The sequence below is a fragment of the Sphingomonas sp. IW22 genome, assembly GCF_041321155.1.
Classification (GTDB): Bacteria; Pseudomonadota; Alphaproteobacteria; order Sphingomonadales; family Sphingomonadaceae; genus Sphingomonas.
In genome coordinates this window covers 1277112-1299615 of the sequence record NZ_JBGGWB010000001.1, presented here as the reverse complement: position 1 = coordinate 1299615, position 22504 = coordinate 1277112, and the positions used below count along the sequence as shown (strand labels likewise).

Here is a 22504-nt window from a genome sequence, read left to right as displayed (position 1 = left end):
TGGCCATGATCCAGTCCCTCCTCATCGCCAATCGCAGCGAGATCGCCTGCCGCATCATCCGCACCGCGCGGGCCATGGGTATCCGCACCGTTGCCGTCTATTCGGATGCCGATGCGAATGCGCTCCATGTCCGGCTCGCGGATCAGGCGGTGCATATCGGGCCGGCCGCCGCGCGCGACAGCTATCTGCGCGGCGACGCGATCATCGCCGCTGCGCTGGAGACCGGCGCACAGGCGATCCATCCCGGCTACGGCTTCCTGTCCGAAAACGCCGGGTTTGCGGAGGCGGTTGCCGCCGCCGGGCTGACCTGGGTCGGGGCCACGCCGCATTCGATCCGTGCCATGGGGCTGAAGGACGCGGCCAAGTCGCTGATGGCGGCGGCGGGCGTGCCGGTGACGCCGGGCTATCTGGGCGCGGATCAGTCGCCCGACCGCTTGCAGGCGGAAGCCGATGCCATCGGCTATCCGGTGCTGATCAAGGCCGTCGCCGGTGGTGGTGGCAAGGGGATGCGCCGCGTCGACGCCGCCGCCGATTTCCGCGACGCGCTGGCCAGTTGCCAGCGGGAGGCTGCCGCCAGTTTCAGTAACGATCAGGTGCTGATCGAAAAATACATCCTGTCGCCCCGCCATATCGAGGTGCAGGTGTTCGGCGACCAGCACGGCAATGTCGTCCACCTGTTCGAACGCGACTGTTCCCTGCAACGCCGCCATCAGAAGGTGATCGAGGAAGCACCCGCCCCCGGCATGGACCCCGCCACGCGCGAGGCGATCTGCGCCGCCGCCGTCCGTGCGGCCCGCGCGGTCGATTATGTCGGCGCGGGCACGATCGAGTTCATCGCCGATGCCAGCGACGGCCTTTCCGCCGAGCGGACATGGTTCATGGAAATGAACACCCGGCTTCAGGTCGAGCATCCCGTGACCGAGGCGATTACCGGCGTCGATCTGGTCGAATGGCAGCTTCGCATCGCATCGGGCGAGCCATTGCCGGTGCGACAGGACGATCTGTTGATCGACGGCCACGCGGTCGAGGCGCGGCTGTATGCCGAGGATCCGGCCACGGGCTTTCTGCCATCGACCGGGCGGCTGGCGATGCTGGATCTGCCGCACGGCGCGCTGCGCGTCGATACCGGGGTGGAGGAGGGCGATTCGGTCACCCCCTATTACGACCCGATGATCGCGAAGCTGATCGCCCACGGCGCCGACCGGGCAGAGGCGATCGAACTGCTGGCGGATGAGGTGGAGCAGACCGGCGTCTGGCCGGTCGCCACCAATGCGGGCTTCATCGCACGCGCGCTGCGCCACCCGGCCTTTGCAACCGGGCAGGTGGATACCGGCTTCATCGCCGCCAATCTCGACGCGCTGTTGCCGGATGCCGCGCCGGACACGGCGGCATGGGTGGCGGCCGCGCATACGCTGGCCTGGGTCGAAAGCGACCGGCTGGGCACCGGCGGTGTGTGGAGCGAACTGGGCGGGCTGCGCCTGAACGCTGCCCCGCGCAGCCGCATCACCGTCGAATGCGGGGGCGAGCACCGAATCGTCGACCTGCTCGCCACGCGGCCCGAAACGGCGGGGCGGCTGGTCGACGACCGGCTGGTGATCGTGGAGGGCGGCGCGGCCTTTGCCTTTTCGCGCTGGCGTCCCGGCGGCGCGGGTGGCGCGGTGGCATCGCAGGGCGCGATCCTGGCCCCCATGCCGGGCCGCGTGTTGTCGGTCGATGTCGCGGCGGGCGAGCGGGTCGTTCGCGGCCAGAAGCTGTTGACGCTTGAGGCGATGAAAATGGAACATGCCCTGACCGCCCCGTTCGACGGCGTTGTCGCCGAACTGACGGTCGAGGCGGGCGCACAGGTTCAGGTCGAGGCACTGCTCGCCCGGATCGAGGCGGAGGAGGCATAGGATGGCCGGACGTTTCTTCGACGAATGGAAGATCGGCGACCGGATCGAGCATGAAATCCGCCGCACCGTCACCGAAACCGACAATCTGCTCTTCTCGACGATGACGCATAACCCCCAGCCGCTGCATCTGGACGCGGAAGCGGCCAAGGCGTCGCAATTCGGGCGCATTCTAGTCAACGGCACCTTCACCTTCGCGCTGATGGTGGGGCTGTCGGTGGGCGACACGACATTGGGCACGCTGGTCGCCAATCTGGGCTATGACGAACTGGTCATGCCCGCGCCGGTGTTCATCGGCGACACGTTGCGCGCGACCAGCGAGGTCACCGCGCTGCGCCCGTCGAAATCACGGCCGGGGCAAGGCATCGTGACGTGGCGGCACGAGATGCTGAATCAGCGGGGCGAAGTCGTCTGCCGCTGCCTGCGCTCCGCCATGCTGAAGGTCCGCGACGTATGAGGCTGCGCTCGCTGCTGTTCGTGCCCGGCGACCGGCCCGACCGGTTCGAAAAGGCGCTGGCATCGGGTGCCGATGCGCTGATCCTCGACCTTGAGGATTCGGTGACCGCCGAGCGCAAGGATGTGGCGCGCGAAGCCGTGGCAGCGTTTCTAAAGGGATCGCATCCCGCGCACATCTTCGTCCGCGTGAACCCGCTCGACAGCCAATGGATCGCCGCCGACGCGCAAGTGGCGCAGACCGCCGACGGTGTGGTGCTGCCCAAGGCCGAGGGGGCGGCCAGCGTCACCGCGCTGGCGGCACTGCTAAGAGCGGATGCACCGCCCATCCTCCCCATCGCCACCGAAACCCCGCGCGCCGTCTTTGCGCTGGCCGAGTATGGCGCGGTGGCGGATCGGCTGTGCGCCCTGACCTGGGGGGCGGAGGATCTGCCCGCCGCCATCGGCGCGGCGACATCGCGGCATGACGATGGCAGCTATACCGACCCGTATCGCATGATCCGCGCGCTGACGCTGTTCGGCGCGCATGCGGCGGGCGTGGCGGCGATCGAAACCGTCTATCCCGCAATCAAGGACGGCGACGGGCTTGCCCGCTATGCCATGGCGGGTGCGCGCGACGGGTTCACAGGCATGATGGCGATCCACCCGGCACAGGTCGATGCGATCAACCGCGCCTTTACCCCCGCACCTGAAGCGGTGGCGGCGGCGCGGGCCGTTGTCGACGCCTTTGCCGCGTCGCCAGGCGCTGGTGCGCTGCAACTGGACGGGCGCATGGTCGATGCCCCGCATCTGAAACAGGCGCAGGCGCTGATCGCACGCGCGGGCGGGTGAAGTGAGCCATCGGAAAGACGAGCCGAATCCATTCGTTATCCGCATGTTCAGTGCCAGGCCGTAAAGATGGTCGCCATGCATAGGGGTTGGACCGGGTTGATGGCGGCGGCGCCGCTTTTGTTGAGCGCGTGCCTGTTCGGGGGTGGCGACCGGCCTGAGCCGCGCCGCACCGCCGCGAAATCCACCCCCGCACGCGCACCGGCACGACCCACGGCGGAAACCCGGCAATGCCTGGCCGAACTCGACCGCTACTCGATCGACTATCGCACGCTTCCGCAACAGGATTTCGGCAATGGATGCGTCGTCGTCGGCGCGGTGCAGTTGCTCGACATCGGTATCCCCGTCAGCGGCCTGCGGTCGATGCGCTGTCCGCTGGCGCGCAATTTCTCCAACTGGGTGCGCTATGCCGTCGCCCCCGCCGCGCGACAGGTGATGGGCAGCGATCTGGTCCGCATCGAAAGCTATGGCACCTTCAATTGCCGCCCCATCGCGGGCAGCAAGCGGTTGTCGGAACATGGCCGCGCCAATGCGGTCGACGTCGCCACCTTTGTCCTGTCCGATGGGCGGCGGGTCAGCGTGCTGGACGGTTGGGACGGGAACAGCCGGGAGCAGCGATTCCTGCGCGTGGTGTTCCGGTCGGCGTGCAAGCGGTTCACGACCGCGCTTGGTCCCGAATATAACAGCGCCCATGCCAATCACTTCCATCTGGACATGGGCGGGCGCCCCATGTGCCGGTGACGCCGCTTTTCAGGCGCGTACCGCTCGGCTAAGCGCGGGCCAATGAACGATACCAAAGTCCCTTCGCGCGTGTTCCGCCGCGCCGACGAGGATGCCGAGACCGCACGTCACGGCACCACCACCCCCCAGACCGAGCATCCGGCCTATAAGCTGGCGTTTCAGGACCTGGATTTCCTGCTGCGTGAGGACCTGCGCCCCATCCGCTTCCAGCTTGAGCTGCTGAAGCCCCAGTTGCTGCTGGACGAGGCGAAGATCGCCTCCACGCTGGTCATGTACGGGTCTGCACGCATTCCCGAACCGGACAAGGTGCCCGAGCTGCTTGAACTGGCCAAGGGCACCGGTCGGGAAGCGGTGGCGCAGCGGCTGGCGGACAAGGCCAAATATTACGACGTCGCGCGCGAACTGGCCCGGCTGGCCAGCGGCTTTCCCCTCGATACCGACGGCAATCGCCACTTCGTTGTCTGTTCGGGCGGTGGCCCCTCGATCATGGAAGCCGCCAATCGCGGCGCATGCGATGTCGGCGCGGAATCGGTCGGCCTGAACATCGTGCTGCCCCACGAACAGGCGCCCAACCCCTATGTCACGCCGTCGCTGTCGATGCAGTTCCACTATTTCGCGCTGCGCAAGATGCACTTCCTGCTGCGCGCGCGCGCGGTGGCGGTATTCCCTGGCGGGTTCGGCACGTTCGACGAATCGTTCGAGCTGCTGACGCTGATCCAGACCGGCAAGATCGAACGGATGCCGGTGCTGTTTTATGGCCGCGAATTCTGGGAACGCGTCGTCAGTTTCGAGGCGCTGTGCGAGGAAGGGGTGATCAACCCTGCCGATCTCGACCTGATCACCTGGTGCGAAACCGCCGAAGAGGGCTGGCAGATCGTGCAGGACTTCTGGAAGGAAAAGGAAGCGGAGGGCTGATTGCCCCTTGGGGGACGGCGACCCGTCGGGGTCAGTCGTCCTCCTCCATTTCCTGCTCGGCGGCTTCCATGAAGTCGCGGGCGGCTTCGCGGTCGTCGGCGTCCTCGAACGCGTCGTCCAGATCGGGCGCGACGCCCAGCATGAACATCAGGCACCACAGGGCAAAGCGCCGCCCGCCATCGCGCTCAAGCCCGAATTGCAGGCGCAGACGGTCGACGCCCGCCGCAATCTGTTCGGGCGGCAGGCTGGCGATATCGTCGGTGCCGAAAAAGCCGATGAGCAGTTGATCGAAATCCATGGGCCGACATTAGCGGCACGGCGCGGCGGCGGCCATCCTTTCCGCGCCGTCACTCCGCCGCCAGCAATCCCTCGGCGGCACTCAGGTCGACGCTGACCAGCCGGCTGACGCCGCGCTCCACCATCGTTACGCCGAACAGCCGGTGCATCCGGCTCATCGTCGCGGCGTTGTGCGTGACGATCAGATAACGGGTGCGCGTTTCCCGAGTCATCCGGTCCAGCAGGTCACAGAAACGGTCGATATTGGCGTCGTCCAGCGGCGCATCGACTTCATCGAGGACGCAGATCGGCGCCGGGTTGGTCAGGAACAGGCCGAAAATCAGCGCGACCGCCGTCAGCGCCTGCTCCCCGCCCGACAACAGCGTCAGCGATTGCAGCTTCTTGCCCGGCGGCTGGGCCATGATCTCAAGCCCCGCTTCCAGCGGATCGTCCGAATCGACCAGCGCCAGATGCGCCTGTCCACCGTCGAACAATGTCGTGAACAGGCGGCGGAAATGGCCGTCAACGGCCTCGAACGCCGCCAGCAAGCGTTGCCGCCCCTCCCGGTTCAGCGTGCCGATCGAGCCGCGCAACCGGTTGACGGCTTCTCCCAGCTCTTCCCGCTCCCGCGCATTGCTGGTGCGCTCGCCCTCCAGCGCGGCGAGCTCGCTCTCCGCAATCAGGTTGACCGGGCCGATCCGTTCGCGATCGGCGACAAGTCGGTCATGGCGGGCGCTCTCGTCGTCGGGCGTGCCCACATCTTCGGCCGCAAAGCCCGCGCGTTCGGGCAGCAGCGGCGGCGGACATTCGAACCGCTCGCCCGACAGGCGACCCATTTCGACGCGGCGCTGTTCCTGATTTTCCGCCCGCGCGGCGGAGCCTGCCCGTGCTTCCCGCGCCTCGGCCAGCGTTTCGGCGGTGGTGCGCGCCAGTTCCTCCGCGTGGCGCAGGGCCGTTTCCGCGGCGCGTTCGGCATTGGCGAGCCGTTCGGCGTCTTCGCGAAGGCCGCGCGCTTCGGCCTCGGCAACGCCCTGGGCGGCAAGCAGCGCGGCGGGGCGGTCGGCCAGCTTGGCGCGGTCGCGCGCGATTTCGGCGGCGCGCTTGTCCAGATCGGCAATTCGCCGTGCAGCTTCGCCCGCCCGCGCGCGCCAGCTCTTCGCTTCGGCAGCGGCGGCGGCCTGTCGTTCGCGGTCCTGCGCCAGGCTGCGGTCCAGTGCGCCGCGTTCGGTGCGCTGGGCGGCGACGGCGGCGCGGCGTCCCTCTGCCTCCTTCGACAGGGTGGCGACACGGGCGCGGGTGGCCTGTCCGTCGGGCAGGGCAGCGATGGTGGCTTCGGCCCGCGCCACATCGCCCTGTGCCTCCGCGCGTTCGGCGGTGCTGCGCTGGCGGCGGCTGTCGAGATCGGCGCGCTGGGCATCCAGCCGTTCGAGCGCGGCGGCGGCGCGGTCCTCTGCCCGCGCGGCTTCGCGTTCGCTGCGGTCGCTCGATTCGATCAGGCGGCGGGCCTGTTGCGCGGCGGCGCGCGCTTCCGCGATGGTGGCTTCGATGCGGGTCAGATCGGCGTCGGCGGCCTCTACCGCACCGACAGCAGCGGGACGCGCCGCTTCGATTGCGCGCAGGCGGTTCAGTCTTTGCAGCCGTTCTGCCGCCGCCGCGCCGCTGCCGCGTGAGACATAGCCGTCCCAGCGGCGCACGACGCCATCGAGCGTCACCAGCCGCTGACCCACGGCCAGCGCCTGTCCGGTATCGGCGGGGGTGAGGAAGGTTTGCGATAGGCGGCGGGCCAGGGCGGGCGGCGCCTCGACAGACGTCGACATGGCCACGCTGTCGCTGGGGGCGGGCGGGTCGCCGGGTTGCGGGGCGGCCCCGGCCCAGTGGCGGTCGTCGGCGGGATCGGTCCCGGCCTCCAGGTCGTCGCCAATGGCGGCGGCCAGCGCGCGCTCATGCCCCGCCTCGGGCCGAACGGCATCCAGCAGGCGAGAGCGTCCGGTGCTGCGCGTGGCGCGGTTCAGCGCCGCCGCTTCGCTGTCGAGCGCGGCGAGTTCGGCATGGGCGGTGGCGCGCGTCGATTGGGCGCGCTGGCGCTCCTCGATCGCGGCGCGTTCGCTGGCGTCGGCGGCGGCCAAGGTTGCGCGAGCGGCCTCTGCATGGCGCCCGGCCTGCGCGCGCGCTTCACCGGCGCGGGTGCGTTCGGCCTGAAGCGGACCGGCATCGGCCAGCGCGGCGAATTCGGCCTCCACCCGCGCGGCATCGCGGGCGGAGCGGTCCAGCCGCTGACGAGCGGCGGCGCGTGCGGCGTCGGCGACGCGAACCTCCGCTGCCTCCGCCGCTTCGGCGGCCAGCGCCTGTGCTAGCGCGACTTCGGCGTCGCGCGCCTGTCGTTCCGCCTCTGCCAAGGCGGTGTCGAGGTTGGGAATCCGATTGGTCGCATCAGCAATGCGGGTGTCGAGCGCCTTTACCTCCGCCCCCAGTCGCGCAATCGCCTCAGCAGCGTCGCTGGCCAGGCTGCCTTCGCGCGCGCGGTCCTCGCCCAGCCGGGCTTCGGCAGTGGCAAGCTCCCCGATCCGTCGTTCCACGCCGTGGCGTTCGCGTGCCAGCGTGTCCAGCCGATGCTGGGCGGCGGTTGCGGCATCGCGCGCGCCCTGCGCCGCCGCGCGGGCGTCGCCAAGGGCGGCCTGTGCCGTCGCCTGCTGCGCCGTGGCGGCCTGATGCGCGGTGGCGGCGTCGGTCACGCGCCCCTCTGCGGCCACGGCTTCGCGGCGGGCGGCGTCAGCCGCGGCGGCAGCGTCGCGCCACCGGGCAAAGATCACCCGCCCCTCGGCCACGCGAATCTGGTCGCTGAGTGCGCGATAGCGCTCTGCCTGTCGCGCCTGTCGCCTGAGTGCCGCGGCACGTCCGTCCTGATCGGCGATCAGCTCGTCCAGACGCTGGAGATTGGCCTCGGTCGCGCGGAGTTTCTGTTCCGCATCCTTTCGCCGGACGTGCAGCCCGGCAATGCCCGCCGCTTCCTCCAGCATCGCGCGACGGTCGACCGGCTTGGCGGCGATGACCGCGCCTATCCGGTTCTGGCTGACCAGAGCGGGGGAGTGCGCGCCCGTCGCGGCATCGGCGAACAGCAGCGACACGTCGCGCGCGCGCACGTCACGGCCATTGATGCGATAGGCGGAACCAGCGCCGCGTTCGATCCGGCGCACGACCTCGACATCGCCGTTGTCGCCGGCTTCCTCGGCATGGATGGCGACTTCCGCAAAGTCGCGTTGCGGGCGAGTGGCCGTGCCCGCGAAGATCACATCCTCCATCCCCGCACCGCGCAGCGACCGGGCAGAGCTTTCGCCCATGGCCCAGCGCAATGCTTCGAGAAGGTTGGATTTGCCGCACCCATTGGGGCCGACAATCCCGGTCAGGCCGGGTTCGATCAGCAGATCGGCGGGATCGACGAAGCTTTTGAACCCGGTAAGGCGAAGCCGCGTGATCTGCATCGCTGGTCCGCTGCAAAGCCGGGGCGGCGGCCGATCGGCCCGCGCCGCCCCGCCGGTGCTTAGGCGCCCGCTTGCTTCAGAGCGGTTTCAAGCTGCGGCCACGTCACCGCATTTTCGACCTTTTCGCCATTGATGATGAAGGTGGGCGTGCCCTGAACCTCGGTCGCGCCTTCGGTCACGCCGACCAGCTTTTGCACCAGTTCCATATTGGCAAGGCACTGGCGCGCCTGGCTTTCGGGGATGCCGCGCTGCTTCACGAAATCCAGATAACCGGCCTGTTGGGCCCATTCGGCCACCTGCTGCGGCGGGGCCATGTTCTGGATGCGGGTCTGAAACTCGGGCGGGGTCGCCTGAAGCTTGTCGAGCGTGGCGGACTGATTGGCGTACATCTGTTCCAGCAGCGGGAAGAAGGTGCCCGGGCCGCCGCAACGGCCCAGCACCGCGCTCGCCACGTCGGGCGCGCCGTGGATCAGGAAATCACGGAATTCAAAGCTGACCTTGCCCGTTTCGACCAGCTTGGTCAGCGGTTCGAATCCTTCGCGGGCAAAGGCGCCGCATGCCGGGCAGGTGCGCGATCCATATTCGACCAGCTTCACCGGCGCGTCGGGATTGCCCATGCGGTAACCGCCCTCGGCGGTTTCGCTGACCACCTGCGTCCATTGCTGACCGGCGGGCGGAGTCGCGCCCGCAACAGGCGCGGCGGCGGTGCTGCCATTGCCGGATTCGCCGCCGCCACAGGCAGCCAGCAGGGCGAGGGGAGCGAGGATCAGGATCGAACGCATGAAAGGCAAACTCCAGTTAAATCGGTTCAGCGGGCGCCGGCGGCACGCAGGCGGGGCTCCATCCCGGCCCAGTCGGTACCCTGGATCAGCTCGCCATTCAGTTCGAAGGCGGGGGTGCCCTTGATCTTGTCGAACGCCGCGCGCGTCATCGCGACCAGGCGGTCGCGCTCGGCTGCGTCGCTCAGGCACGCATCGACGGACCGGGTCAGCCTGGGGCTGACGATGGCGGTCAGGCCCGAACCGTCGGCAATCGCCTTGAGCGCGGCTTCGCGGCTGGCATTGGCGGGCGGGGTCACGCTGACGCCCTTTTCCAGCAGCGCCTTCTGATTGGCGAAAATGGCGGTGTGAACGCTCGCGAAATTGCGTGGCCCGGTGCAGCGGGCCAGCAACGCGGCCGAAAAGTCCAGCCCGTCGCGGATGGCGTGGCGCACCTCGACGCTGACACTGCCGGATCGGACCCATTGGTCGAACAGCACCGGCTTTGATTCGGTGACGAAGGCTCCGCAATGGGGACAGGTATAGCTGAGATATTCAACCAGCTTCACCTTTGCGGCGGGGTTGCCGATCACCCACGCACCGCTGCCGGTCGGCGTGACGGTGGTGCGCCAGTCGCGGCCCGTCTGGGCAAAGGCGTGCGTGGCGGGCAGGCCCAGCAACAGGCCGAACAAAAGCTTGAGAAGGCGCATCAGCTGACCTTGCCGAGAACGGGAATGGAAACGGGTTCGCCAAGGCCGGAAGCAAGCGCCTCCAGCACGGCCTTCAGTTCAGGGTCGGCGATGGCGCGCAGGCTGTCGGACAGGTCGGCGGGGACTGTGCGCGGCGCCTTGGGGCGGCTGGGTGGCCGAGTCGGGCGGCGAATGTCGCCCTGCCGGAACGCGATGCGCGCAACCGCGGCATAGCCGAAGAAGCGATTGACCCGCTCCATGATCTCAGGCGCGATATGCTGCATCATCGGCCCGTGCGCCCCCGCCACCGCCAGCGTCAGCACCCCGTCGGCGCGCTGACCATGGGGGAAGCGGATCGATTCGGGGCTGGAAACGCGTGCGTAACGCTCTCCGACGATCTCTGCCCAGCGGCTGACGATCGACGACTGGACAAAGCCGAACTTGCGAAATGCCGCGCCGCCAATGTCGGGCAACAGCTCTGCCACCGGGCGCACGCGGTTCGAACGCGGCGGCGGTGCGGGTGGGGCTTTTGCAGGCCGGGGCGGGCGCGGCTTCGTCATCGCGGGAACCCATGCCATAGGCGGGGCGTGTCCAACAAGGTGCCACCCCAAATCGCCGCCCGTCTGATAGAATGGTACGACGCCAATGCGCGCGTGCTGCCATGGCGCGCGCCGCCGGGGGCGCCGCCGACCGACCCCTATCGCGTATGGCTGTCGGAAGTGATGTTGCAGCAGACACAGGTGGCGACCGTTGCCCCCTATTTCCAACGCTGGACCGCGCGCTGGCCCGATTTCGCCAGCCTGGCCGCAGCCGACGACGGCGACGTGATGGCCGCGTGGGCGGGGCTGGGCTATTATGCCCGCGCCCGCAACCTGTTGAAGGGGGCGCGCGCGGTCGTGGCCGATCATGGCGGGCGGCTGCCCGGCGATGAAGCGGCGTTGCTGCGTATCCCCGGTATCGGCGCCTATACCGCCGCCGCGATCGCCGCCATCGCGTTCGGGCGACGCGCCGTGGTGGTCGACGGCAATGTCGAGCGGGTGGTGTCTCGCCTGTTCGCGATTTCAACGCCCTTGCCCGCGGCCAAGGCCGACATCCGCGCGGCGACCGACCGGATCACGCCCGATGCACGGCCGGGCGACTTTGCCCAGGCGATGATGGATCTGGGCGCGACCATTTGTACGCCGCGCGCCCCGCGCTGCCTGCTTTGCCCGCTGGCCGGCGACTGCGCCGCCCGCGCGGAGGGCGCACCGGAGCGTTATCCCATCAAGGCGCCCAAAAAGGCGCGACCCGTGCGCCACGGCACGATGTTCTGGCTGTGGCATGACGAGCAGGTGCGGCTGGTCCGACGGCCCGCGCGCGGATTGCTGGGCGGGATGCTAGCGCTGCCCACCGGGCCATGGCTGGATACGCCGCCGGGGCTGAACGACGCGCCGGGTGGTGGCGAATGGCGCATGATGGCCGAAACGGTCGAGCATGGCTTTACCCATTTCACGCTGGTCTGCGCGCTTGCGGGCGCACGGTGGGATGGGCAAAGCGACCCCGGTCCGGGCGAATGGTGGCCGGTTGCCGAACTCGATTCGGCGGGCCTGCCGACCGTCTTCGCCAAGGCGGCACGAAAGCTTGGGGAGTGGTGGACATGCGAATGACGTTCGGCACCGCGATGGCGGCAACATTGGCGTTTGCGGCGACGGCACCGCTGGCCGCGCAGGCGGTGCGCCAGCCCGCTCCCGTCCCGCAGGCACAGGCCACGCGCGCCCTGCCACAGGTGCAGGCGCTGGTTCAGCGTTATGTCGCGGAAAAGCGTGCGCCCGGTCTGGCGGTGGCGATCGGGCATGACGACGCTCCGCCCGCCCTGCTGGCCGCCGGTCGCACCGGCACCGCGCCCGACGCCGCCGCCGTCACGCCCGACAGCCTGTGGCGCGTCTATTCGATGACCAAGCCGATCACCGGCATTGCTGCGATGATTCTGGTCGAGGAAGGCAAGCTGAAGCTGGACCAGCCGATCAGCGATTTCTTTCCCGCCTATAAAAACATGCGAGTGCTGACCGATCCCGACAACAGCCTGGAATCGCGCCCCGCCGCGCGTGAGATCACGGTGCGCCACCTGCTGACGCACACGGCCGGTCTAGGTTACAACATCGTCACCAAGGGGCCGCTGCTCAAGGAATATGAGCGGCTGGGCATCATCCCCGCCGCGCTGAACATGCAGACCGAAGCGCAGGGCAGGGCCGTGCGCCCCAACTCGCTGCGCGAATTTGCCGAGCGGACCGCGACCCTGCCGCTGATCGCCGATCCGGGCACCAAATGGAGCTACTCCATCGCCCTCGACATCATGGGCGCGGTGATCGAGGCGGCGTCGGGGATGCCGTTCGAGCGTTTCGTCCAGACGCGCATTTTCGATCCGCTGGATATGGCATCCAGCTATTGGCAGGTGCCCGAAAGCGAGAAGGGGCGGCTGGTCGACAATTACGCGTGGGTCGGTGAAAATCTGGTCCCGCTCGATCCCGCCGCCAATTCGGTGTTCCTCCAGCCGCCCAGCTTTCCCTATGGCGGCGCGGGGCTGGTAATGTCGGCACGCGATTATGACCGGTTTCTGGCGATGCTGCAGCATTACGGCACGCTGGCCGGCCGGCGCATCCTGAAGCCCGAAACCGCGCGGCTGGCCATGTCGAACCTGTTGCCCCAAGGCGTCACCTATGCCCGTGTCGATGACGCGACCGGCGGCAGCGCGGGGCCGAATACCGGCTATGGCGCGGGCGGTTCGGTGATGCTTGAGGATGTGCCGGGCGGCCCGGCTGCCGGCACCTATGGCTGGGGCGGTGCGGCCGGCACGATCGCGTTCGTTGATCCGAAAAGCCGGGTGCGCGCGGTCGGCATGGTCAATTACTTTCCGGCAGGCAAATGGCCGCTGCGGGCGGATATCATCCAGGCCGCCTATTCCGACCTGAAGCGGTGACGCCGCCGGGCTTTACCGGCGCGACGATCGACCGCGCCGATCACCTGCGCGCCGATCCTGTGCGCCTTGCCGCCGCAATGGCCGATCCGGCGGCGCGGGTGCTGGCGATGACCGGGCTGGAGCCGCTGATTGCCGACGGGCGACTGCAATGGCGCGATGTGACGGCTGGCGAGGAGCTGGTGCTGCTGGGGCTGGACGACGGCGCCCCCCGCTTTGCGCCGGTCCCTGCCGAGCCGACAAAAGGGGCGTGGCGCGCGCCGGAGCTGATGGGCCTGCTCGCCACGCTGCCGCGTACCGAAATGGCGTTGTATGCGGGTGCCCGCAGCCTGATCGACTGGCATGCGCGTCATCGTTTCTGTGCCGCCTGTGGCAGCGCCACGGCCGCGTTCAAGGGCGGATGGGGGCGACACTGCGATGCGTGCGGTGCGCAGCATTTCCCCCGCACCGACCCGGTCGTCATCATGCTGGCCGAACATGACGGGCGCGTGCTGCTGGGGCGCGGCCTGAACTGGCCTGAGGGGCGCTATTCGGCGCTGGCTGGCTTTGTCGAACCCGGCGAATCGATCGAGGAAGCGGTCGCGCGCGAATTATGGGAGGAAGCGGGCGTGCGCGTGCGCGACGTCCGCTATGTCGGCAGCCAGCCCTGGCCATTTCCCTCGCAACTGATGATCGCGTGCATATGCGACGCCGATGACGACGCGCTGGCGGTGGATGCGACCGAACTCGCCGATTGTTTCTGGGCGGATGCGGCGGATGTCGCCGCCGCGCTGGCCGGGGCGCCCGGCGCGCGGTTCATCGCGCCGCCCGACTATGCCATCGCCCACAGCCTGTTGCGGGCGTGGCTGGATCAAAGGCGCTCCATCGCCTGAGGATAGCTGCCGAGCAGGCGGACCCAGGCCGAATGAAAGCCCAGTTCCTCAAGCGCGCGGTCGAAATGCGGCTCCCCCGGCCGACCGGTTATGTCGGCATAGAACTCAGTCGGGGCAAAGCTGGTGCCGCGCTGATAGCTTTCCAGCTTGGTCATGTTCACGCCGTTGGTCGCAAAACCGCCCAGCGCCTTGTACAGCGCGGCGGGCACATTCTTCACGGCAAAGATCAGCGTGGTCATGAATGGCCCGTCGCCCACCAGCGGACGCGATCCACGCGCCAGCACGACGAAGCGGGTTACGTTATGGTCTGAATCGGCAATGTCGTCGGCCAGCACGTTCAAACCATAAAGCGGCGCCGCGGCGGCGGGGGCCAGCGCGGCGACGCGCGGATCGCGCTTTTCGGCAACCAGCGCGGCGGCCCCGGCGGTGTCGGGATAGCTGACCGGCTGAATCCCATGCGCGCGCAGCCAGTGGCGGCACTGGCCCAGCGCCTGCGGGTGGCTGGTCGCTTCCTTCACATCATCGCGCGCGCCGGTGCCCAGCAGGGCGTGTCGGACCGACAGGAAATGCTCGCCCGTGATGACCAGACCGGATTCGGGCAGCAGGAAATGAATGTCTGCGACGCGCCCGTGCAGCGAATTTTCGATCGGAATGATCGCGCAATCGGCCCGCCCGTCCTGCACCGCGTCGATCGCATCGGCGAAATCAAAGCACGGCAGCGGCAGCGCATCGGGAAAGGCCTGGGTCAGCGCAACATGGCTGTTTGCGCCGGGCGCACCCTGAAAAGCCACGGCCCGATCGGGGGCGGCGGCGGCTGCGGCGGTCATGGCTTCGACCAGCGGACGGGCCGGCGCGGGGAACTGTTCCATGGGGCGTTGCGCCTACTCACCCGGTCGTCGCGGTGCAAGCGCGGCTTGCCGCGTCGGCAAAGCCCCTTTAAGGGGATGCCGCTTTTCATTTTATTCGGGCTGACGGCATCGCAATGGATAATCGCACGAACACGATCGCGGGCTGGGTTCTGGCTGGTTGCGTCGCGGCTCTTGGGCTGACGATCGCCAGCGGTATGGCGTTCCACGGCGAGCGCCCCGAAAAAATGGGTTACCCGATCGAGGGCGTGGTCGAGGAAGGCGCCGGGGCCGAGGCCGAAGTGCCGATCGGCACGCTGATGGCGGCCGCTGATCCCGCAGCCGGGGCAGAAGTGTTCAAGAAGTGCGCGTCGTGCCACACGATCAATCAGGGCGGCGCTGCCGGTATCGGTCCCAACCTGTATGGCGTGATGGGCAAGGTTCATGGTCATCAGGCCGGATTTGCCTATTCCGACGCGCTCAAGGGCGTTCCGGGCAACTGGGACTTCGAGGCGATGAACAAGTGGCTCACCAGCCCGCGCAAGTACGCGCCGGGCACCAAAATGAGCTTTGCGGGCCTGTCGAACCCCGAAGAGCGCGCGAACGTCATCGCCTATCTGAACCAGCAGGGTTCGAACCTGCCGCTGCCCGCCGCGCCTGCCGCCGACGCGGCGCCTGCCGACGGTCAGACCGAGGCTGAAGCGAATGTGAGCGAAGGCTCGCCGACCGCCGACATGGAAGATCGCGCAACTCCGGCATCGGGCGCGCCGTCGGTCGATCCGGCTGCGACGGAAGAAGCCGCCGAACTCAAGGAATAATCGCAATCGGGGCGCGGCCCGGCGGGCTGCGCCTCAATCGTCGGGGCCAAGCCCCTCGGCCAGGTCGCGGGGCCGCACGAACCGCTCCAGCCGCGCCACGCCGGTCGCCGCATCTCCCCAGCCGCCGTCCCATGTCAGCGTGGCCAGCGCAGCGGTCGGATATTTGAGCTCCACCGCGTCGCGCAGCGAATCGCCCGTGCGGTCGGGCACCAGCATCAGCACCAGATCCTCCAGCCCCGGATTGTGGCCGATCATCAGCGCATGCTGCGCCTCTGCCGGAATTTCATGCACCAGATCGAGCAGCGTCGCGGCTGAAGCGAGATAGATGCGCCGGTCCCATGCCGGCTCCAACGCGGTGCCATATCCCTCGCTGACCCCCTCCAGCGTTTCGATCACGCGGACGGCGGGCGATGCGGTCAGATGGTCGAAGGAAAGCCCCTCTCGCCGCATCCATGTGCCGATGACGGTTGCGGCACGGCGGCCACGCGGATTGAGCGGTCGGTCGAAATCGCGCGTGACGGGATCGTCCCAGCTCGACTTGGCGTGGCGCAACAGCGTCAGGCTGGGCATGGCATCCTCGTTCTGGGCAGCTTGTCAGGCGTCGACCGCGCCCTCCTGCCCCAAGATAGCGGGCTTTGCCAGCGTTTGCACGATGGTCGCTGCTTCCTCCAGCGTTACGCGCTGCACCGGCGTGCCAGCGGGAAACGCATCCAACAACCGGCTCGGGCACGCGGCGGACAGCAGGACGAATGCGCCCCGGTCGTCGGCGCGTCGGATCAGCCGCCCGAACGCCTGCGCCAGTCGCGCGCGGACGATCCGGTCGTCATATGCCTTGCCCCCCATCGCCAGCTTGCGCGCGGCATGCAGCACCGACGGCTTCGGCCATGGCACGCCCTCCATCACCACCAGCCTGAGCGAGCGGCCCGGCACGTCCACCCCGTCGCGCAGCGCATCGGTGCCGATCAGCGATGCGCGTGGATCGTCGCGGAAAATATCGACCAGCGTGCCGGTGTCGATCGGGTCCACATGCTGCGCGATCAGCGGCAGCCCCTCACGCGCCAGCCGGTCGGCGATGCGCGCATGGACGCCGCGAAGCCGCCGTATCGCCGTGAACAGCCCCAGCACGCCGCCGCCCGACGCCACGATCAACCGGGCGTAGGCATTGGCCAGCGCGCCGACATCGCCGCGCTTCACATCCGTCACCAGCAGCACGCGGGCGTTCCCGGCATAGTCGAACGGACTCGCCGCTTCGAACCGTTGCGGCGCCAGCGACAGGTGCTGCGCACCGCTGCGCGCCTCCGCCACGTCCCAGTCGCCGCCCGCGCGCAGGGTGGCGGATGCCACGACGACGCCGTGCGCCGGTTTCAGCACCGTTTCCGCAAAGGGGCGGGTGGGGTCCAGCCAGCGGCGGTGCAGCCCCATGTCATATTCGCGCCCCTCGACCCGGTCGACCGCCAGCCAGTCGACGAAATCGGGATCGGCGGGGCCGCCGACACGCTGCGCCAGCGCGCTCCACGCGCCCACCATGTCGCGTCGCCAGCCAAGCGAGGCGATCGCCCCCTCGATCCGCGCGCGCGCGGGGCCGTCCATCCAGTCCGGCCCGTCGGCCAGCACCGCTTCCAGCCGGTGGCCCAGCGCCACCATCGGCCGCACCAGCGCGTCCAGCGCCTGTGCCGCCGCGCCCGCCGCCTCGACCAGTTCGGGGGACGGTTCGGCCAGTTCGGTCTCCAGCCCATAGCCGCCCTCGGCCCCGCCCTCGTCACGGGCATAGGTCAGGCCGCGCACCGCCGTCAGCAGCGCCTCGATCGCGCCGAACGGCTCCCCTTGCGTCACGCGCGCGATCCAGCCCTCGGACGGCAGCGCGCGGGCGCCCTCGACCATTTCGTTGATGGCGCGGCCCCCGGCCTCGTCATAGCTTGCGACATCGGACAGGCGCGCCGACAGGCCCCGCCGCCGCCCGCGCCCGCCCGCTTCGGGGCCGACGATCCAGCGGCGCAGCTCGATCGTCTCGCTGCCGGTCAGGGCGACGCCGAACATCGAATCGGCGGCTTCGAACAAGTGATGCCCCTCGTCGAACACATATCGCGTCGGGCGCGCCTGTGTCTCGCGCCCCCGCGCGGCGTTGACCATCACCAGCGCGTGATTGGCGATCACCAGATCGGCATCGGCACTGGCGCGCGCGGCGCGTTCGATGAAGCATTTCCGGTAATGGGGGCACCCGGCATAGACGCATTCGCCGCGCCGGTCGGTCAGCGCGGTCGATCCGTTGCGGCGGAACAGCGTGGGCAACCAGCCGGGCAGGTCGCCGCCCACCATGTCGCCATCCGCGGTGTACGCGGCCCAACGCGCGACCAGTTGCGCCAGGATCGCCGCGCGCCCGCCGAACCCGCCCTGCAACGCGTCCTCAAGGTTGAGCAGGCAGACATAATTCTCCCGCCCCTTGCGCGTGACGATGCGGCGACGGCGTTCCTCCGCATCGGGGATCAGGCGCGCGCCCTCTGCCGACAATTGGCGTTGCAGCGCCTTGGTAAAGGTCGACACCCACACCGCGCCGCCCGCGCGTTCGGCCCAGAGCGACGCGGGCGCCAGATAGCCCAGCGTCTTGCCGATGCCCGTGCCCGCTTCGGCCAGGACCATGTTCGGCGTTTCGCGCGCGACGCGTGGGGCAAAGGCGTGGGCGGCGGCGGTGGCGAATCGGCGCTGACCGGTGCGCTGCTCCGCCCCCGTACCGGTCAGCGCGTACAGACGGGTCAGCACTACATCCTCGTCCAGCGTCACGGTGCGCGGGGCGGGGCGGGGGGCGGCTTCCTCCCATTCGGGCAGTTTGGAGAACAGCCAGCGCTCCGGCGTGGCGGGGCGGGACAGGCGGTCGCTTAACAGCGGTGCCCATGGCCAGCGCAGGCGGGCCAGCGATTGTAGCGCGTGCCATGCCCCTTCGCGCTCCGGCCAGTCGCCCTCCACCGTCGCCAGCAGGCGGCTGGTTGCCTCGATCAGCATCGGCGCGATGGCCGCTTCGCTGTCGGGCGGTGGCAGCCCGACAGCGCGCGCGATTCCCGCCGGGGTCGGCACCACGAACCGCGCGGGAAACAGAAAGGCATAAAGTTCGAGCAGGTCGAGGCCCGACAGTTCGGGATGCCCCAGCCGTTGCCCGATCAGCGGCGCGTTCAGCAGCAGCGCGGGCGTGTCTGCGGCAAAAGCAATCGCCTCTCCCCGCCCGACGGCGCGCGCACCCGCCCAATCGGCAATCCAGACACCGGCATGGCTGGCGTGAAGGGCGGGGTAGGCGCGCACGTCCGCCTTATCGGTCACGCGGAACGTATTGGCAACGCCGCCGCGCTCAACGCGCGGGGCGCACGCGCCAGATCACATTACCCACATCGTCCGCGACCAGCAGCGCGCCGGTCTTGTCCCCGGTAACGCCGACCGGTCGGCCCTGCGCGCGCCCCTCGCTGTCGAGGAAGCCGGTCAGCACCTCCACCGGCAGCGCGCCCGTGGGGAACCCGTTTTCGGCGAACGGCACGAACAGCACCTTGTAACCAGCGGGCGGCTCACGGTTCCACGACCCGTGCTGGCCAATAAAGGCACCGCGCGCGAACCGGTCGCCCAGTTGAATATCCTCGGCAAAGCTCAGGCCCAGCGATGCGGTGTGCGGCCCCAGCGCATAATCGGGGCGGCGGGTATATTCGCGCAGTTCCAGCCGCTGCGGCTCGACCCGCTTGTCGGTGTATCCGCCCCAGTAATTCCATGGCCAGCCATAGAAACCGCCGAACTCGACGCGCGTCAGGTAATCGGGCGGCACGTCGGATCCGATCATGTCGCGTTCGTTGACCACGGTCCACAGCGTCTGGTCGACAGGGTTGATCCCCATGCCCACCGGGTTGCGAAGGCCCGCAGCATAGACGCGGTAACGCTTCTGGTCGGGGAACACCTCAAGGATGGTCGCGCGATTGCGTTCGCGGTCCATGCCGTTTTCACCGATGTTCGAATCCGAACCGACCGCGACGAACAGGCTGTTGCCGTTGGGGTTGGCGACGACGTTGCGCGTCCAGTGATTGCCCGCCGCGGGCAGGTCGACGATCTTTTCGCCCTTCGCCTCGATCCGGGTCTGACCGACCTTGAACGGGAAGCGGACCAGCGCGTCGGTGTTACCGACATACAGCCACTCACCCACCAGCGCCATGCCGAAGGGGGAGTTCAGGCCCGACAGCAATACCGACCGGCTTTCGGCGCGCCCATCGCCATCGGCATCGCGCAACAGCGTGATCCGGTTCGCCGATGGCACGCCCGCACCCGCGCGGCCCATCAGGAACTTCTGCACCTTGGCGACGATGCCGCTATCCTCGCGCGGGGGCGAATTGGTTTCGGCCACCAGCACATCGCCATTGGGCAGGCGATACATCCAGCGCGGATGGTCCAGCCCGGTCGCAAACGCGTCCACTGCCAGGCCCGCTGCGGGCGTAGGCTTGGCGCCGTTCTGCCAGCCGATCGGCTCGGCGATCCCGATCGTCGGGAAATATTGCGGTCGCGGCGGGGTGATCTTGGGCGTCTTGCCCATCACCTGCTCGATCGGCAGCTGCGCCTTGTCAGGGCGGGTCATCCAGAAAAAGACCCCCGCTCCCAGAACGACGATCAGGCCCAGCACGATCAGGATATGTTTGCGCATGGTGCCTGAGATAGCGGCTTGGCACAAAAGCGAAAGGGTGATGCGGTACGCATTGGCGATATCTGATTGGAACCGCCGTCGCGATCCGCATTTGTGATATCCATGAAAATGGCTCTTTGCGCGATGGCCGCGCTTGTCTTGCCCCTGGCGGCGTGCGGCGGCGTATCTGAACACCCGGCCGACGATGCGGTCGCTGTCACTGACACCGCGCCTGGCGATGGCGCGACCGACAGGAGCGACGACGCCGCGCCTGTCTCAAATGCGATAACGCCGACGCTTGTCCAGCAAGGCATCAAGAGCTGTGCCGCCCAGATCGGCGATGCGCAGGCGAAGCGCCTTGTCGAGCAATGCCGGATGGTCTCGCCAGCGACCCATCCGCCGTGCAACGCGGCGAATAGCTGTGCGATGATTCGCGACGAAATCGCACGAAGCTGCGAACTGTTCCGCAACGACCCACCCGCCGAGTGCGGCAATGCGGCCGAGGCCGAGCGCGCCGCCGATGTGGTCCGGCGTTATTACGACGCCATCAACGCGCGCGACTATTCTGTGGCCTATGCCCAATGGGGCGGCCATGGCGAAGCCAGCGGCAAATCCTATGGCGACTTTGCCGCCGGGTTCGCCGACACACAACGCGTCAAGGTGACCGCGCGCGAACCGACCGATGTCGAGGGCGGCGCGGGATCGCTTTATGCCGAAGTGCCGGTGACGGTTGACGCCGTGCTGACCGACGGCACGCGGCAGCGCTTTACCGGCAGCTACGCCATCCGGCGTGTCAACGACGTTGACGGCTCAAGCGCCGATCAACGCCGCTGGCACATCGCATCGGCCAAGCTGAACGCCGGGTAGGCCCTATTCCTCCGGCGTTTCGACACGCGGCGGATGCAGGCGCAACCGCGCGACGCGGCGCGAATCGGCCTCAAGGATTTCGAGCTGCCACCCGCTGGGGTGCGGCAGACAGGCACCCGCCTGCGGCACCTGCCCCGCCAAGACGAAGGCGAGGCCGCCCAGCGTCTCGATATCCTCTTCCACCTCGGCCAGACGCGGATCGACAAGGCGTGCCACCTGCTCCAGCTCGGCGCGCGCATCGGCCTCCCACGCGCCGTCTTCCAGCGGGACGATCAGTTCGTGCGGCGCTTCGTCATGCTCGTCCTCTATCGAACCGACGATTTCCTCGACCAGATCCTCTATCGTGATCAGGCCCTCGGTCCCCGAATATTCGTCCAGCACCACCGCCAGATGGGTGCGGCTGGCCTGCATCTGGGCCAACAGGTCCAGCGTGCCCATGGATTGCGGTACGAACAGCGGCTGACGGATCAGTGAATCGAGCGTTTCGGGCGGCGCATCCCCCGATGCCAGGATCGCGAACACGTCCTTGACGTGCACCATGCCGATCACGTCATCCAGATTTTCGCGGAAAACCAGCAGGCGGCTATGCCCCTCGGCTGCGAAGCACTGGACCAGATCGGCGAAACTGGTCTTTTCCTCGACCGCGACGATATCGGCGCGCGGCACGCCGACATCGCCCGCGTCGCGCTCCCCGAAATGCAGCAGGTTGCGGATCATCTGCCGCTCGACGGGGGCCAGATCGCCCGCAATGGGGCGTTCGGCCTCTTCCTCATGTTCGGTAATCACATCCTCGATGCGCGCGCGCAGCGTTTCGTGATTTTCTTCGCCGAACAGAAATGCGCGAAGCCCGCGCCAGATGCCGCCGTCGGCGGCGTTGCTACTGTCGCCGGGCGTGGCGTTGTTACTCGAACCCTCAGCCATTGGGGGTGTCAGTCCTCCTCGACGGGGTAGGGGTCGTGCAGACCCAGATGAGCGAGCGCCGAACGCTCGATCGCCTCCATGGCTTCCGCCTCGGCATCCCCCAGATGGTCATAGCCTAGCAAATGCAGGCATCCGTGAACAATCAGGTGCGTGGCATGATCGGCCACCGAAATGTCGCGTTCCGCCGCTTCGGCCGCGCAAACGCCGTGCGCCAGCACGATGTCGCCCAGCAGCACCTCGCCGTCGTCGCTGTTCTGCGTGACGGTATCGAGCAGGTCGGGCTGGACCATGGGAAAGGACAGGACGTTGGTCGGCTTGTCCTTGTCGCGATATTGGCGATTGAGAAGCTGAACCTCGTCATTGTCGGCCATCCGCACCGCGATTTCGATCGCGACGGGCGCGCCGATCCAGCCGGCATAGGGTGTGCGTTCGATCGCCGCCTGTGCCGCGCGTGCGGCCAATGCTTCCCAATCGGTGTCGGACGACCAGTCGCCCTCAGCCTGCACGGCCACATCAAGCATTTCGGTATCCGGTCACGATCGGTAACTGCCCCCTGTT

Annotated in this window: 21 protein-coding genes; 10 read left to right on the top strand and 11 right to left on the bottom strand. The window is 68.4% G+C overall.

The genetic code is table 11. The features are described from left to right. The first annotated feature begins 5 nt into the window (after positions 1–5). The 5 genes from ACAX61_RS06575 to ACAX61_RS06555 all read left to right on the top strand — a co-directional run bounded on the left by ACAX61_RS06575 (position 6) and on the right by ACAX61_RS06555 (position 4826). Positions 6–1892, top strand: coding sequence for an ATP-binding protein (locus ACAX61_RS06575; protein WP_370714930.1), 1887 nt, complete (start codon positions 6–8; stop codon positions 1890–1892). Position 1893: 1 nt separating this feature from the next. Beyond that, complete coding sequence (locus ACAX61_RS06570) at positions 1894–2346, top strand: MaoC family dehydratase (protein ID WP_370713976.1); 453 nt, start codon at positions 1894–1896, stop codon at positions 2344–2346. Beyond that, a complete protein-coding gene (locus ACAX61_RS06565; RefSeq protein ID WP_370713975.1) occupies positions 2343–3173 on the top strand; it encodes an HpcH/HpaI aldolase/citrate lyase family protein in 831 nt (276 codons plus the stop codon). Before ACAX61_RS06570 ends, ACAX61_RS06565 begins: the two co-directional genes overlap by 4 nt. Positions 3174–3248: 75 nt before the next feature. Further along, positions 3249–3911 carry an extensin family protein gene (locus ACAX61_RS06560; protein ID WP_370713974.1) on the top strand — a complete coding sequence of 221 codons (663 nt, stop codon included), beginning with the start codon at positions 3249–3251 and terminating at the stop codon, positions 3909–3911. Positions 3912–3953: 42 nt separating this feature from the next. After that, positions 3954–4826, top strand: a complete 873-nt coding sequence (locus tag ACAX61_RS06555; protein WP_370713973.1) for an LOG family protein — start codon at positions 3954–3956, stop codon at positions 4824–4826. A 31-nt stretch (positions 4827–4857) separates the two neighbouring features. Here the strand turns inward: ACAX61_RS06555 and ACAX61_RS06550 are convergent, their stop codons facing one another. The 5 genes from ACAX61_RS06550 to ACAX61_RS06530 are packed head-to-tail and all read right to left on the bottom strand — an operon-like array spanning position 4858 to position 10588. Next, entirely contained in the window at positions 4858–5124 is a 267-nt protein-coding gene (locus tag ACAX61_RS06550; protein WP_370713972.1) for a hypothetical protein, read from the bottom strand. A 49-nt stretch (positions 5125–5173) separates the two neighbouring features. Beyond that, positions 5174–8581, bottom strand: a complete 3408-nt coding sequence (locus tag ACAX61_RS06545; RefSeq protein ID WP_370713971.1) for a chromosome segregation SMC family protein — start codon at positions 8579–8581, stop codon at positions 5174–5176. 59 nt (positions 8582–8640) lie between these two features. After that, complete coding sequence (locus ACAX61_RS06540; RefSeq protein WP_370713970.1) at positions 8641–9363, bottom strand: DsbA family protein; 723 nt, start codon at positions 9361–9363, stop codon at positions 8641–8643. A 26-nt stretch (positions 9364–9389) separates the two neighbouring features. Beyond that, complete coding sequence (locus ACAX61_RS06535; RefSeq protein ID WP_370713969.1) at positions 9390–10049, bottom strand: DsbA family protein; 660 nt, start codon at positions 10047–10049, stop codon at positions 9390–9392. Beyond that, the gene (locus tag ACAX61_RS06530; RefSeq protein WP_370713968.1) at positions 10049–10588 is read right to left on the bottom strand and encodes a DUF721 domain-containing protein; all 540 of its coding nucleotides are present in this window, start codon (positions 10586–10588) and stop codon (positions 10049–10051) included. The genes ACAX61_RS06535 and ACAX61_RS06530 overlap by 1 nt, the downstream gene beginning before the upstream one ends. Before the next feature lie 27 nt (positions 10589–10615). Between ACAX61_RS06530 and mutY the strand changes: the two genes are divergently transcribed. From mutY to nudC, 3 genes are read left to right on the top strand one after another with little or no spacing between them, the layout of a single operon-like run. Beyond that, positions 10616–11674: an A/G-specific adenine glycosylase gene (gene mutY / locus ACAX61_RS06525; protein ID WP_370713967.1), complete on the top strand. Its 1059-nt coding sequence runs from the start codon at positions 10616–10618 to the stop codon at positions 11672–11674. Further along, positions 11665–12984: a serine hydrolase domain-containing protein gene (locus ACAX61_RS06520; protein ID WP_370713966.1), complete on the top strand. Its 1320-nt coding sequence runs from the start codon at positions 11665–11667 to the stop codon at positions 12982–12984. Before mutY ends, ACAX61_RS06520 begins: the two co-directional genes overlap by 10 nt. Continuing rightward, entirely contained in the window at positions 12930–13853 is a 924-nt protein-coding gene (gene nudC / locus ACAX61_RS06515; protein ID WP_370713965.1) for an NAD(+) diphosphatase, read from the top strand. The genes ACAX61_RS06520 and nudC overlap by 55 nt, the downstream gene beginning before the upstream one ends. Here nudC and ACAX61_RS06510 read toward each other — a convergent pair. Further along, a complete protein-coding gene (locus tag ACAX61_RS06510) occupies positions 13832–14722 on the bottom strand; it encodes a prephenate dehydratase (RefSeq protein WP_370713964.1) in 891 nt (296 codons plus the stop codon). The genes nudC and ACAX61_RS06510 overlap by 22 nt on opposite strands. Positions 14723–14835: 113 nt before the next feature. Here ACAX61_RS06510 and ACAX61_RS06505 point away from each other — a divergent pair, with 113 nt between their 5' ends. Then, entirely contained in the window at positions 14836–15516 is a 681-nt protein-coding gene (locus tag ACAX61_RS06505) for a c-type cytochrome (RefSeq protein WP_370713963.1), read from the top strand. Between the two features lie 33 nt (positions 15517–15549). Here ACAX61_RS06505 and ACAX61_RS06500 read toward each other — a convergent pair whose 3' ends face one another. The 3 genes from ACAX61_RS06500 to ACAX61_RS06490 are packed head-to-tail and all read right to left on the bottom strand — an operon-like array spanning position 15550 to position 20179. Further along, entirely contained in the window at positions 15550–16086 is a 537-nt protein-coding gene (locus ACAX61_RS06500; protein WP_370713962.1) for a SixA phosphatase family protein, read from the bottom strand. Positions 16087–16110: 24 nt separating this feature from the next. Then, positions 16111–18825: an ATP-dependent DNA helicase gene (locus ACAX61_RS06495; protein WP_370713961.1), complete on the bottom strand. Its 2715-nt coding sequence runs from the start codon at positions 18823–18825 to the stop codon at positions 16111–16113. 28 nt (positions 18826–18853) lie between these two features. Then, complete coding sequence (locus tag ACAX61_RS06490) at positions 18854–20179, bottom strand: PQQ-dependent sugar dehydrogenase (protein ID WP_370713960.1); 1326 nt, start codon at positions 20177–20179, stop codon at positions 18854–18856. Positions 20180–20281: 102 nt separating this feature from the next. Between ACAX61_RS06490 and ACAX61_RS06485 the strand changes: the two genes are divergently transcribed. Beyond that, positions 20282–21025, top strand: coding sequence for a hypothetical protein (locus ACAX61_RS06485; protein WP_370713959.1), 744 nt, complete (start codon positions 20282–20284; stop codon positions 21023–21025). Positions 21026–21028: 3 nt separating this feature from the next. On the opposite strand, the gene ACAX61_RS06480 is transcribed toward ACAX61_RS06485, so the two are convergent. Then, positions 21029–21946 carry a hemolysin family protein gene (locus tag ACAX61_RS06480; protein WP_370713958.1) on the bottom strand — a complete coding sequence of 306 codons (918 nt, stop codon included), beginning with the start codon at positions 21944–21946 and terminating at the stop codon, positions 21029–21031. Positions 21947–21954: 8 nt separating this feature from the next. Further along, positions 21955–22467 (bottom strand): rRNA maturation RNase YbeY, encoded by a 513-nt coding sequence (gene ybeY / locus ACAX61_RS06475; protein WP_370713957.1) that lies wholly within the window; start codon positions 22465–22467, stop codon positions 21955–21957. Positions 22468–22504: the final 37 nt, after the last annotated feature.